Consider the following 12089-nt stretch of genomic DNA (forward strand, 5'->3'; position numbering starts at 1 on the left):
ACCGGCAAAGATGCAGACCGTTTTACACAGTGCTTGCACGGAATGCAGACTGAAAAGCTGCGGATTTCAGTCCAAATGGCCTGCCAGCAGTGCAAAGGGCGGAACACCGCCTTTCACCTGTTTCGTGACGATATAGGTGAAATATCGGGCAATCCCGATACGAGCATCCAACATGGAATCGATCAGCCGTTGATAGCTGTCGATATCACGGGTTACGATTTGCAAAAGGTAATCGAACCCGCCGCCCAAAGCCCATGCGTTGATAATCTCGGGGTGGTGGTTTAGCCCGTCTTCAAACACCCGGAATGTCGCGGCGCGGTGGTCTGCCAGCTCGGCTGCGACAAATACGGTGACATGCGGCCCCAATTTTTTCAGCGATATTTCCGCACGGTAGCCCTCAATCAGCCCCGCATTCTCCAGCTTTTTCAGCCGATCCCATGCAGGCGTTGCCGACAGCCCGACCTTTTCAGCAAGCGCAGCCTTAGTGATGCGCCCCTCTTGGGCGAGCACGGATAATATTTTAATATCTCTGGCATCAAGTTGGATCATGGGATGACACTACACTGGCTGCACGCAGGACGCACCTGTGAAAGCACCCCAACCTGCCGCCACGGCAAACAGACAACAGGCAGGATTTTTGGAACCGCTTCGATATCGGGGTGTTAGGTAAACTAAGCCGCATATCGGGTGCACCGATCGCCGTTCATCGGCAGGTTATGAAATGAAGATATAGCGTTTATCGAAATTATGGCATGGTTTCGGCCAATGCGATCATTATCTGTAATGCAATTGCGGTTGCACCCATCGTGCCAAGACCCTGCCAGCCCCACCGATGTGGGACGCAAGCCCCCAAAGGAAGATATCATGAGCCCATCCGACGTTTCCACCGCACCGCCAAGTGACACCGATATCCCCTGTTCGTCCGTGCAGTTGACCGTCAATGGAACCGCCCAGACGCTGACCGTCGACAATCGCACCACACTGTTGGATGCGCTGCGCGAAGGTCTGCACCTGACCGGGACAAAGAAAGGATGTGATCACGGCCAATGTGGCGCCTGCACTGTCACCGTGAACGGCCGCCGGATCAACTCCTGCCTCTCTTTGGCTGTGATGCATGACGGCGATGACGTCACAACGATCGAAGGCGTTGGCACGCCAGATGCGCTGGACCCTATGCAGGCTGCCTTTGTCGAACATGACGGATTTCAATGTGGTTATTGCACGCCGGGACAGATTTGTTCGGCCAAGGCCGTATTGGAAGAAATTCGTCAAAATGTGCCTTCTCACGTCACCAAAAACCTGATGGAGACGATCCCAATTTCCGAAACCGAGATCCGTGAACGTATGTCCGGCAACATCTGCCGCTGCGGGGCATATGCCAATATTTTGGCGGCTATTACCCAAGTTGCGGAGGGGTCGGCATGAAAACATTCACCTATGAAAAAGCCCGTGATCCTGCACAGGCCGCTGCATTGGCCGCATCGCATAAGGATGCGAAATTTATTGCCGGCGGCACGAATTTGCTGGATCTGATGAAAATTGAGGTCGAAACGCCCGCACATCTGATTGATGTGAATGGCTTGGGACTGGACACAATCACGCCAACCCAAGATGGCGGATTGCGGATTGGGGCCTTGGTGCGCAACACCGATCTGGCCGCAGATGCGCAGGTGCGCCGGGATTATCCCGTGTTGACGCGCGCGTTGGTCGCCGGGGCTTCGGGCCAACTTCGCAATAAAGCGACTACGGCTGGCAATCTGCTACAACGTACGCGCTGCCCATATTTCTATGACACAGCGCAGGCGTGCAACAAGCGCACCCCCGGTGCGGGCTGTGCGGCGCAGACGCCGGGCGCCGTGTCACGGCAGCTGGGCGTGATCGGCACATCCGCCGCCTGTATCGCCACCCACCCGTCTGATATGGCCGTTGGCCTGCGGGTGCTGGATGCGGTGGTGGAGACGATTCTGCCAGATGGAAGCCGCCGTGAAATCCCCATTGAAACCTTTCACAAATTACCCGGCCAGACGCCGCATATCGAAAACGCTTTGCAACCGGGGGAATTTATCACAGCGGTATCTTTGCCTGCCCCCGTGGGCGGCGCACAATCCTATCGCAAGTTGCGCGACCGGGCATCCTATGCCTTTGCGCTGATCTCAGTGGCCCTGATCCGCCACCCCGATGGCAGTGGCCGGGTGGCACTGGGGGGCGTGGCGCCCAAACCTTGGCGGCTTCAGGCTGCAGATGACCAATTGCCCAACGGTGCATCGGCAGTGATGGCGACATTGCTGGAACATGCCAACCCGACTGCCGCAAACGCTTTCAAAATCGAATTGGCTGAGCGCACGCTCGCCGCGATGCTGGCCGAGGAATAAGTTATGAAATTCACATCCCCCGCCACCGAAACAATTTTCGACACATCCACGGTTGTCGGCAAAGCCACACATCGCGTCGATGGCCCATTGAAGGTCAGCGGCCGGGCACCTTACGCGTATGAACGTCACGACGTAATTGACGGGCAGCTTGTGGCCTATCCACTGGGCGCGACCATTGCCAAGGGCCGGATCTTGTCCATTGACACGCAGCACGCCAAGGCGGCCCCCGGTGTCCACACCATCATCACCACACTGGAATATGATGAGCTGCCCAAGGATGAACGCAATGTCGCCTCGCTCTTTGGTGGCGACAAAGTCGTGCATTATCATCAGGCCATCGCCGCTGTAGTGGCCGACAGCTTTGAACAGGCCCGTGCAGCAGCCAACCTGATCACAGTAAAGTATGACATCGAACAAGATCTGGATTTCGATCTGGAACGTCAGTGGCAACAGCGCGGCACGGTTGAGCCTGTGTCCGCAACCGGTGATTTTGCACAGGCCTTCCAATCGGCCGCCAAAACGCTGGACCGCGAATATCGCACGCCGGGCCATAGCCACGCGATGATGGAGCCGCATTCCACATTGGCGCATTGGGACGGGGACGCGTTGACGATCTGGACGTCAAACCAGATGATTGCCTGGAACCGCGAGGCGTTGGCCGTCACACTGGGTCTGGAAGAGGATAACATCCGCGTCGACAGCCCATATATTGGCGGTGGATTTGGCTCAAAGCTGTTCTTACGCTCGGATGCTGTCTTGGCAGCGCTGGCGTCCAAGGCTTCGGGTCGGCCTGTTAAGCTGGCATTGCCACGCCCCTTCGTAATGAATAATACCACCCATCGTGGGGAAACCATTCAACGCATTCGCATCGGCACGGATGCGCAGGGCCACATCACCGCCATCGCGCATACCGCCATGTCGCCCACGCAACCTGGTGGACAAGGCGAACAGGCAACCGATCAGACGCGGCAGTTTTATGCCGGGGCAAACCGTCTGATCGAACATCACCCGGTTGAGATGTTCTTACCCGAATCCAATGCAATGCGCGCTCCGGGTGAGGCATCGGGCCTTATGGCATTGGAAATTGCGATGGATGAAATGGCCGAAGTCCTTGATATGGACCCGGTCGCCTTTCGCGCCCTGAATGACACGCAGGTGGATCCCGAAAACCCCAAGCGCACATTTTCGGACAGAAATTTTACCCGCTGTCTGTCCGAAGGGGCAAGGGCCTTTGGCTGGCACGATCGCCCCCAAACCCCCGCAAGCCGGCGCGACGGCAATTGGCTGATCGGTATGGGCATGGCCGGCGCCTATCGCGGCTCGCCGGTGCTGACATCTGGCGCAAGGGTGCGATTACAAGCCAATGGCACTGTGATTGTTGAAACGGATATGACCGATATCGGGACAGGATCTTACACGATTATCGCGCAAACCGCGGCTGAGGTCATGGGCCTTCCCGTCAGCGCGATTGACGTGCGGCTGGGCGACAGCAACTTCCCACGTTCGGCGGGGTCTGGCGGTCAGTTTGGTGCGCCCAGCTCCACGGCCGGGGTCTATGCCGCCTGCGTCAAACTGCGTGAAATGATCGCGCAAAAGCTGCAGATGCCAGAGGCCGAGCTCTCATTCAGCGATGGCGCGGTGCATTCGGCGGGCGAACCACAGTTGATCGGGACATTCGCCACCGACGCAGAACTGGTGGCCGAAGATAAGATCGAATTTGGCAAATTTCGCAGCGATGACCACATTGTTTCAACCTTTGGCGCACATTTTGTCGAATTGCGTGTGCATGCGCTGACCGGCGAAATCCGCCTGAACCGTATGTTGGCTGTTTGCGACTCTGGTCGGATTTTGAACCCAATCACCGCGCGCTCTCAGGTGATCGGCGGGATGGTCATGGGTGTCGGCGCCGCGATGATGGAAGAAATGGCAGTGGATCGCACGCAGGGCTTCTTCGCCAACCACGATCTGGCGGGATATGAGGTGCCGGTGCATATGGATATCCCCAGCCAAGAGGTCATCTTTCTGGATACCCTGGACCCGGTTGCCACCCCGATGAAGGCAAAAGGAATTGGGGAGCTTGGCTTATGTGGCGTTGCCGCCGCCGTGGCCAACGCAGCCTATAACGCGACCGGCGTGCGACTTCGCGATTATCCTGTGACGCTGGAGAAACTGTTCCCCGGCTTGCCAAAGGTCTGAAGGTGATGCGCGACTTGCCCGATACTGCCAGCATGACACGTCTGGACGCAAGCGACTGGCCTCTGTCTGCCCCATGTCTGTTGAACGGGCAGGCAGTATTGGCCGTGATCACCGCAATTGAGGGTGCATCCTATCGCCCCCTTGGCGCGGCAATGGCAATTGCGCCCGATGGCAGATGTTTTGGCAGCCTATCATCGGGCTGCATTGAGCAAGATGTCGTGCATCACGCCCAGCAGGCGCAGCATAACGCGTCTGGGCCTGTTGTGCTGCGATATGGCAAAGGCTCGCCGTTCATGGATCTGCAATTGCCTTGTGGCGGGGGTTTGGAAGTGACACTTATCCCCAACCCCGATCCCACGCTGCTGGCGCAAATCCGGGCGGATTTGGAAGATCGGCGTGAAACAAATCTGACCATCGCCCCGACTGGTCTTGGCCGCGCTGGACCGGGGCTGGCGCTCACGCTGTTACCTCCGTTACGGATGCTGGTTTTCGGGAAAGGACCCGAGCCGATTACATTTGCCGCAATGGCGCGGGCGTCAGGCCATCAGGTTATGCTGTTCTCGCATGACGATGAAACGCGTGCACAGGTACCCGGGGCCCATGCGCTGGGACGGGGGTGGCCTGCGCAGCTGCGTGTCGATGCACGCTGCGCCGTTGCGATGTTCTTCCATGATCATGATAGGGAACCCGAATTGCTGCAGGCCGCTCTGCAAACCCCAGCATTTTATATCGGCGCACAAGGGTCGGCGCGGGCGCGCGAAACCCGACTACAATCTTTGCGCGATTTACAGGTTCCGCAAGCGGCGCTGGCGCGGCTGGCCCATCCTTTTGGTCTGATCCCATCGGTGCGCAATCCGCAGGCTTTGGCGGTATCCGTCTTGGCCGATATTTTGGATAAGGCGCGCGGCTGATGGTTCTGGTGGTATTGGCGGCCGGACAATCTCGCCGCTTCGGCCCGGACAATAAGCTGCTGGCCCCGTTGCGAAACCGCCCGCTTGTAACGCATGCTTTCGCCGCCACCCAAGGACTCGACGCGCCACGTTTTGCTGTTGTCAGTGATCCAACGGTTGCGCAACTGGCCGTTGAGCATGGGCTTATACCGCTGACTGTGGCCCCCGGCGTAACGCAATCACACAGCCTGCGCGTAGCCGTGACGCGCGCAACAGATGACAATGCGCAGCGCATGGTGATCACACTGGGCGATATGCCCTTTGTCACGCATGCATCGCTGATACGACTCATGGTCACCCCGACAAATCTGGCTGCATGTTTTCAGCTTAATGCGATCCCGCTGCCTCCGGCTGTTTTTCCACAATCCCAATTTGCCGCGCTGGCGGATATAACGGGCGATCGCGGCGCAGGGGCTTTGCTGCGCGCCATTCCCGCCGCCCGCCAATATACCGCCCCAGCGCAAGAGCTGCGCGACATTGATCGCCCCGCCGACATGGATTTGGGTTGACGCCGTCGCGGCCATGCGCAATCCTCGCGCTACGTCAGGGGAGTCCCGCCTAGGGGACTGAGAGGCAGATAGGGGGCGACCCCGGTGATGCGACCCTTTGAACCTGACCCAGTTGATGCTGGCGTAGGAAGACCGAAGGGCATTTTCGTATCCTGTGCTATAGGGGCGGTCCTTTCGGGCCGCTTTGGCCGTTTGCGCAGCGCATTTGGCCGGTCGGCCCATGTCTGCTACCCGGTTCGCTTGGGTCTTTCTGTATGGAGAGACTTGAATGAACAAAGATGTTCCACAAATTTCCACTGGGGCGCTGCCTGCGTCGTCCAAACTGTATATCCCCGGCGCGCTGCATGATATCCGCGTGCCGCTGCGCCAAATTGCAGTTTCTAACGAAGAACCGGTGACAGTCTATGACAGCTCTGGCCCCTATACCGACCCCACGGCACAGATCGACATTGCCAATGGTCTGCCCACCGTGCGCGGAACGTGGGCACAAGATCGCGGAGACCTAGAACCTTACGCAGGGCGTGTCGTTACCGCGGCAGACAACGGGTTTGCCGAAGGCAAACGGCTGACCCCGGCCTTTCCGCATCAACGCCCCCCTTTGCGCGCGGTTGGCGATCGTGCCGTGACCCAGCTGGCCTATGCCAAGGCCGGGATTGTCACACCGGAGATGGAATATGCGGCCATTCGTGAAAATGAGGGGCGCACCGCCGCCTATACCCGTGATGGCGATGCGATGGGGGCTGAAATCCCTGATATCGTCACCCCCGAATTTATCCGCGATGAAATCGCCGCTGGCCGTGCCATCATCCCAGCGAATGTGAACCATCAGGAACTGGAGCCAATGGTGATTGGCCGCAATTTCCTGGTCAAGATCAACGCGAACATCGGAAATTCCGCTGTTACCTCCTCGATGGAGGAGGAGGTCGAGAAAATGGTCTGGGCGATCCGTTGGGGTGCCGATACCGTGATGGACCTGTCGACCGGGCGCAACATTCACAACATTCGCGACTGGATCATCCGCAATGCGCCTGTCCCGATTGGCACTGTGCCCCTGTATCAGGCGCTTGAGAAGGTGAATGGCATCGCGGAGGATCTAACATGGGAAATCTACCGTGACACGCTGATTGAACAGGCTGAACAGGGGGTGGATTATTTCACCATCCATGCCGGCGTCCGTCTGCACATGATCCCGATGACGATCAAACGGGTGACAGGTATCGTGTCGCGTGGCGGATCAATCATGGCCAAATGGTGCCTGCATCACCACCGCGAAAGCTTTCTGTATGAGCATTTCGACGAAATCTGCGATATCTGCCGCCGTTATGATGTGTCGTTCAGCCTTGGCGATGGGTTGCGCCCCGGCTCCATTGCCGATGCCAATGACGAGGCCCAGTTTGCAGAGCTGCGCACCCTTGGAGAGCTGACCAAGATCGCATGGGCCAAAGACTGTCAGGTGATGATCGAAGGCCCCGGCCATGTGCCCATGCATAAGATCAAAGCAAATATGGAAGAGCAGCTGAAACATTGCCACGAGGCACCGTTTTACACGCTTGGTCCGCTGACCACCGATATCGCGCCGGGCTATGACCATATCACAAGCGCCATTGGTGCGGCGATGATCGGTTGGTTTGGCACCGCCATGCTATGCTATGTCACCCCAAAAGAGCATCTGGGGCTGCCCGACCGCGACGATGTGAAAACCGGGGTGATCACCTATAAGCTGGCCGCACATGCCGCCGATCTGGCCAAAGGGCATCCCGGCGCGCAGATCCGCGATGATGCGCTGTCGCGGGCGCGGTTTGAATTCCGTTGGCAAGATCAGTTCAACCTGTCGCTGGATCCAGAAACCGCGCTGTCGATGCATGATGAAACCATGCCCGCGCAGGCGCATAAGGTCGCGCATTTCTGCTCCATGTGCGGGCCGAAGTTCTGCTCTATGCGGATTAGCCACGATATCCGCGCCGAAGCTGCCAAACAAAATGGCTTGGATCAGATGGCTGAGAAATTCCGCGAAGCGGGACAACTGTATCTTCCGTCGGAAGAACCCGCCGAATGATCTCGGTGTTGGGATCTGGTGTGGCGGGGCTTTGCGCCGCCACATCCCTGCATGAGGCAGGGTTTGATGTGCAGGTAATCGCACCGCCGGATGCGCCGGTCGCGGCATCGTCTTATGCGGGGGGCATGCTTGCGCCGTTTTGCGAAGGCGAATCCGCACCACAGGTGATTGTCCAACGCGGTCAGCTTGCTGTGCATTGGTGGTCGCAACGGGTGCGCGGCGTTGAAACGCGCGGCACTTTGGTTTTGGCGGCTGCGCGCGATCAGTCAGAGCTGACCCGGTTTTCCCGCGCCACCCAGGCTCATGACAGCGTCATCCCCGGTGATCTGGAACCTGATCTGCAGGGGCGCTTTGCGCGCGGGCTGTTTTTCAGGGCGGAGGCGCATATGGACCCGCGCGACGCGATGGCCCAGCTGCGCAGCCAGTTGATCGCCAATGGCGTGCCTTTTCACAATGACGGTGCCACCGGCCAGATCGTGGATTGTCGCGGATTGGCTGCGCGTGACCAATTGCACGATCTGCGCCCCGTACGCGGCGAAATGCTGGAGGTGATCGCCCCAGATGTCACGCTGACCCGCACCATTCGCCTGCTACATCCCCGCTTTCCGTGCTATATCGTGCCGCGCGCTAAAGGCCGCTACATGATCGGCGCCACGATGGTCGAAAGTGGCGATGCACGCGGCATCACCGCCCGCGCCATTATGGAGCTGCTGTCGGCCGCCTATACCGTTCATCCAGGCTTTGCCGAGGCTGAGGTAATCGCCACCGGAGCGGGCCTGCGCCCCGCCTTTCCCGATAACATTCCGGCGCTGCGCCACGACGGCGACCGTATCCACCTGAACGGATTGTATCGCCACGGGTTCTTGATGGCCCCGTCTTTGGCCGATGATCTGGTGCAGTTATTACAAAAAGGACCTGCCTATGCGCATTGAATTGAATGGGGCCTCCGTGACCACCGACGCGGATGACCTGGCCGAATTAATTGAAGAGCAGGGCTTTGCCGCCGCCCATGTAGCGACCGCGCTGAATGGAGAATTCGTGCCGCGTGGCGCGCGGGCAAACACCCCATTGCGGGATGGCGTCCGGATCGAAGTTCTTTCTCCTATGCAGGGCGGTTAACATGTTTTACGGCACCGATCTAACCAGCCGTCTGATGCTAGGCACTGCACAATACCCGTCACCGAAAATCCTGCGCGACGCGATAGACGCCAGCGGCACACAAGTCATCACTGTTTCGCTGCGCCGTGAAGGGGCGGGCGGCGGTGATTTTCGTCAGTTCGTAAACGCAAGCGGCTGTCGCATCTTGCCCAATACTGCAGGCTGCCACACTGCGCGCGACGCGATCACCACCGCCCATATGGCCCGAGAGATGTTTGACACCAAATGGATCAAGCTAGAGGTGATTGGCCATGCTGACACACTGCAACCTGATCCTTTTGCCTTGCTGGAGGCAGCGCGGATTCTGTGCGCCGATGGGTTTCAGGTATTTCCCTATACGACAGAGGATCTGATCCTGGGAGAAAAGCTGCTGGAAGCAGGCTGTGAAGTTCTTATGCCATGGGGCGCGCCGATCGGGTCGGGCCAAGGCCTGAACAATATCGATGGGCTGCGCCGAATGCGTGCGCATTTCCCCGATATTCCTTTGGTGATTGATGCCGGGATCGGCGCGCCCTCACAGGCGGCGCAGGCGATGGAGCTGGGCTTTGACGCCGTGCTGTTGAACACCGCCGTGGCCCGCGCGACGGACCCGGTAGAAATGGCGCGTGCTTTCGGTCTGGCCGTAGCGGCAGGGAAACTGGCTGCGGGTGCCGGGCTAATGCCCCGCCGGGATATGGCGCAGGCTTCCACCCCTATCTTCGGCACCCCAATTTTTGAAACGGCGGAGGTCATATGAAACTTGACCCGTTCTACCTGATCGTTGGCGGTGTGGATCGTCTGGCCCCGCTTTTACCCCTGGGCGTGCGGCTTGTGCAGCTGCGGCTTAAGGACACCACACCACACGACACACGCGTTCAGATCATTCAGGCCCGGGACCTGTGCGCCCGCCATAACGTGCAGCTGGTCGTCAATGATTATTGGGAATTGGCGCTGGAGCTGGGCTGCAATGCCGTTCATCTGGGCCAAGAGGATATGGACAGGACCGATTTCAACGCCCTGCGCCGCGCAGACATTTCCTTTGGCCTATCCACCCATGATGACGCAGAATTGGAACGCGCATTGTCCCATGATCCCGCCTATGTCGCACTTGGTCCGGTCTATCCAACGCTGTTGAAAAAGATGCCCTGGGGCCCGCAGGGGTTGGAGCGGGTTGCCGATTGGAAACGCCGCTGCCGTGACACGCCCTTGGTGGGGATTGGCGGGCTTACCCCCCAGCGTTTGCCGGGGCTGTTTGCTGCCGGCGCGGATTGTGCTGCCGTCGTCACGGATATTCAGCTGGCCGACGATCCGGGCGTGCGCACGGCACAATGGGTCGCTGCAACTCGTGGCTATGCGCCCCTCACCACGGCCAATGCCTGATCGAAACAGGATTTTGGCAGCAAGATCAGGCAAGGCCCGTCCAAATCCAGGACCACCGGGCCGGACACCTCATTCGAGGTGCCGACCCGGCCGTTGGGCGCAAGAGCAATCCCATCAATTGGCCATCGAAGCCCCTGCGAGCGACCCTGAACCGCACCAAATGGAAACAATGACAGCCGCGTGCCAACGGGCAGAGCCATGGAAAACCGGGGCGGCGCCCTGAAAATAAGGTCTTCTTCCCCTATCAACAGAATCGGCACCCCCTGATTCTGCGCCAAATAAGACAGCGTCGCCAACGTGTGATCCAACCGTCGCCCGGTAAACCCAATCGCCAAAAAGAAATCAGCGTGAACAAATCGCAAGCATTTTCCGAAATCGGTGCTGTCTTGCTCTGCCACACGGTGAATCCGCTCTGCCGGGATCTGGTCACGCGCATTGGACGAAAGGGAATCCATATCCCCTATTACCGCAACCGGCTGATAATTATACTCAATCGCCTTGTTTCCGCCGCCATCAGCGGCCACAAGACACGGGGCAAGCTGCAGCGCATGCGTGAGATCTGCAGGGCAAACAGCCCCGCCACCCAACAATACGACGCCGCCGTTTCTATGGACAATCACTTCGCTCATGGCATGATTACTGGCGATTGTGGCAACGACCTGCAATCGATATCGGTAAAATACCATGCAAATGCCACTTTTCGTTCACCAATTGGCACCAGTTCGCCAACATGGTGAACCCAATCGAGGTCTGAAGAAAGCGAGCATCCCATGACTGGCGCGAACAAGATATTGACGGTGTCCTACGGCACCTTCTCCTGTACGCTGGAAGGGTTCGACGAGCCGTTCAACACTATGAAAGCGATTGCGGAATATTTCCGCGATCTCGCGTCAGAAGATCGCTATTTCGGCGCGGAGCCCCCGCAGCCCGATGCCGAAATGCTGCATAAAATCGCAGAGCGCGAAATTCAGCGCCGTGTTGATGCCAAGATCCAAAACAATGGTGTGATCTTGCGCCAGGTCGCGGATGGCGCGCCCAGCATTGCGGCCCCTGCACCTGCCGCACCGGTGGATGGTCGCGATGCGACCGCCGATACGGTTGCAGATATGCCCCCGTCGCAGCCGCAGGACGCCCAGACCCGTCCAACACCAGTTGCCGCTCCGCTTACGCAGCCCATCACAGCCGCCCCCCCACAGCCTGTAGAAAACGAGTCCGTGGCGGCCAAGCTGCACCGCATTCGCGAAGCTGTGGCCCATGCCCGCGCCGCGCAGCCCGAACCCACTGCAGATTTCATCGAAGATCAACATGCCGAAGCAGTCGAGGATTCGACACCCAGCGCGTCCTCCGGCGGCACATTTGGCTATAATGTCGATGCGTCCGGCCCGGTTGAAACAGATGAGTTTGATCCAGAAGACGCCGCTGTTGATCTTGATCAACTGGACGACGTGATCGAAGCCGAAGCCGAAGCCGAAGCCGAAGCCGAAGCCGA

12 protein-coding genes, 1 pseudogene and 1 riboswitch are annotated in these 12089 nt (G+C 58.7%); of the genes and pseudogenes, 11 read left to right on the top strand and 2 right to left on the bottom strand.

Annotated elements, in window-relative coordinates; translation table 11 throughout:
• Positions 1-66 precede the first annotated feature (66 nt).
• On the bottom strand, positions 67-549 hold the full coding sequence (locus tag BFP70_RS17455) for an Lrp/AsnC family transcriptional regulator (protein WP_066012908.1): 483 nt from the start codon (positions 547-549) through the stop codon (positions 67-69).
• A 315-nt stretch (positions 550-864) separates the two neighbouring features.
• Here BFP70_RS17455 and paoA point away from each other — a divergent pair, with 315 nt between their 5' ends.
• The 10 genes from paoA to BFP70_RS17505 all read left to right on the top strand — a co-directional run bounded on the left by paoA (position 865) and on the right by BFP70_RS17505 (position 10600).
• Positions 865-1425: an aldehyde dehydrogenase iron-sulfur subunit PaoA gene (paoA, locus tag BFP70_RS17460; protein ID WP_066012909.1), complete on the top strand. Its 561-nt coding sequence runs from the start codon at positions 865-867 to the stop codon at positions 1423-1425.
• On the top strand, positions 1422-2372 hold the full coding sequence (locus tag BFP70_RS17465) for a xanthine dehydrogenase family protein subunit M (RefSeq protein ID WP_066012910.1): 951 nt from the start codon (positions 1422-1424) through the stop codon (positions 2370-2372). Before paoA ends, BFP70_RS17465 begins: the two co-directional genes overlap by 4 nt.
• A gap of 3 nt (positions 2373-2375) precedes the next feature.
• Complete coding sequence (paoC, locus tag BFP70_RS17470; RefSeq protein ID WP_066012911.1) at positions 2376-4568, top strand: aldehyde oxidoreductase molybdenum-binding subunit PaoC; 2193 nt, start codon at positions 2376-2378, stop codon at positions 4566-4568.
• Between the two features lie 32 nt (positions 4569-4600).
• Positions 4601-5479, top strand: a complete 879-nt coding sequence (locus tag BFP70_RS17475; protein ID WP_176715599.1) for an XdhC family protein — start codon at positions 4601-4603, stop codon at positions 5477-5479.
• Entirely contained in the window at positions 5479-6027 is a 549-nt protein-coding gene (locus BFP70_RS17480; protein ID WP_066012913.1) for an NTP transferase domain-containing protein, read from the top strand. The genes BFP70_RS17475 and BFP70_RS17480 overlap by 1 nt, the downstream gene beginning before the upstream one ends.
• Before the next feature lie 26 nt (positions 6028-6053).
• A riboswitch (TPP riboswitch) is annotated at positions 6054-6174 on the top strand.
• 121 nt (positions 6175-6295) lie between these two features.
• The gene (gene thiC / locus BFP70_RS17485; RefSeq protein WP_066012914.1) at positions 6296-8083 is read left to right on the top strand and encodes a phosphomethylpyrimidine synthase ThiC; all 1788 of its coding nucleotides are present in this window, start codon (positions 6296-6298) and stop codon (positions 8081-8083) included.
• The gene (locus tag BFP70_RS17490) at positions 8080-9015 is read left to right on the top strand and encodes an FAD-dependent oxidoreductase (protein ID WP_066012915.1); all 936 of its coding nucleotides are present in this window, start codon (positions 8080-8082) and stop codon (positions 9013-9015) included. Before thiC ends, BFP70_RS17490 begins: the two co-directional genes overlap by 4 nt.
• Positions 9005-9202 (top strand): sulfur carrier protein ThiS, encoded by a 198-nt coding sequence (gene thiS, locus BFP70_RS17495; protein ID WP_066012916.1) that lies wholly within the window; start codon positions 9005-9007, stop codon positions 9200-9202. The genes BFP70_RS17490 and thiS overlap by 11 nt, the downstream gene beginning before the upstream one ends.
• A gap of 1 nt (position 9203) precedes the next feature.
• On the top strand, positions 9204-9977 hold the full coding sequence (locus BFP70_RS17500) for a thiazole synthase (RefSeq protein WP_066012917.1): 774 nt from the start codon (positions 9204-9206) through the stop codon (positions 9975-9977).
• Entirely contained in the window at positions 9974-10600 is a 627-nt protein-coding gene (locus BFP70_RS17505; protein ID WP_066012918.1) for a thiamine phosphate synthase, read from the top strand. Before BFP70_RS17500 ends, BFP70_RS17505 begins: the two co-directional genes overlap by 4 nt.
• Here BFP70_RS17505 and BFP70_RS17510 read toward each other — a convergent pair.
• Positions 10570-11229, bottom strand: coding sequence for a thiamine diphosphokinase (locus BFP70_RS17510; protein ID WP_066012954.1), 660 nt, complete (start codon positions 11227-11229; stop codon positions 10570-10572). The two genes, BFP70_RS17505 and BFP70_RS17510, sit on opposite strands and share 31 nt — an antisense overlap.
• Before the next feature lie 141 nt (positions 11230-11370).
• On the opposite strand from BFP70_RS17510, the pseudogene BFP70_RS21475 reads away from it, so the two are divergent.
• A pseudogene (locus tag BFP70_RS21475) lies at positions 11371-12089 on the top strand (chemotaxis protein CheA); the annotation flags it as partial.

This window comes from Thioclava sp. SK-1, assembly GCF_001705665.1.
In the GTDB taxonomy this organism is placed as follows: Bacteria; Pseudomonadota; Alphaproteobacteria; order Rhodobacterales; family Rhodobacteraceae; genus Thioclava.

What these genes read in the sequence shown, in the direction of transcription:
- BFP70_RS17455 (WP_066012908.1), bottom strand. Translation starts at nt 549, where the DNA reads ATGATCCAACTTGATGCCAGAGATATTAAAATATTATCCGTGCTCGCC.
- paoA (WP_066012909.1), top strand. Translation starts at nt 865, where the DNA reads ATGAGCCCATCCGACGTTTCCACCGCACCGCCAAGTGACACCGATATC.
- BFP70_RS17465 (WP_066012910.1), top strand. Translation starts at nt 1,422, where the DNA reads ATGAAAACATTCACCTATGAAAAAGCCCGTGATCCTGCACAGGCCGCT.
- paoC (WP_066012911.1), top strand. Translation starts at nt 2,376, where the DNA reads ATGAAATTCACATCCCCCGCCACCGAAACAATTTTCGACACATCCACG.
- BFP70_RS17475 (WP_176715599.1), top strand. Translation starts at nt 4,601, where the DNA reads ATGACACGTCTGGACGCAAGCGACTGGCCTCTGTCTGCCCCATGTCTG.
- BFP70_RS17480 (WP_066012913.1), top strand. Translation starts at nt 5,479, where the DNA reads ATGGTTCTGGTGGTATTGGCGGCCGGACAATCTCGCCGCTTCGGCCCG.
- thiC (WP_066012914.1), top strand. Translation starts at nt 6,296, where the DNA reads ATGAACAAAGATGTTCCACAAATTTCCACTGGGGCGCTGCCTGCGTCG.
- BFP70_RS17490 (WP_066012915.1), top strand. Translation starts at nt 8,080, where the DNA reads ATGATCTCGGTGTTGGGATCTGGTGTGGCGGGGCTTTGCGCCGCCACA.
- thiS (WP_066012916.1), top strand. Translation starts at nt 9,005, where the DNA reads ATGCGCATTGAATTGAATGGGGCCTCCGTGACCACCGACGCGGATGAC.
- BFP70_RS17500 (WP_066012917.1), top strand. Translation starts at nt 9,204, where the DNA reads ATGTTTTACGGCACCGATCTAACCAGCCGTCTGATGCTAGGCACTGCA.
- BFP70_RS17505 (WP_066012918.1), top strand. Translation starts at nt 9,974, where the DNA reads ATGAAACTTGACCCGTTCTACCTGATCGTTGGCGGTGTGGATCGTCTG.
- BFP70_RS17510 (WP_066012954.1), bottom strand. Translation starts at nt 11,229, where the DNA reads ATGAGCGAAGTGATTGTCCATAGAAACGGCGGCGTCGTATTGTTGGGT.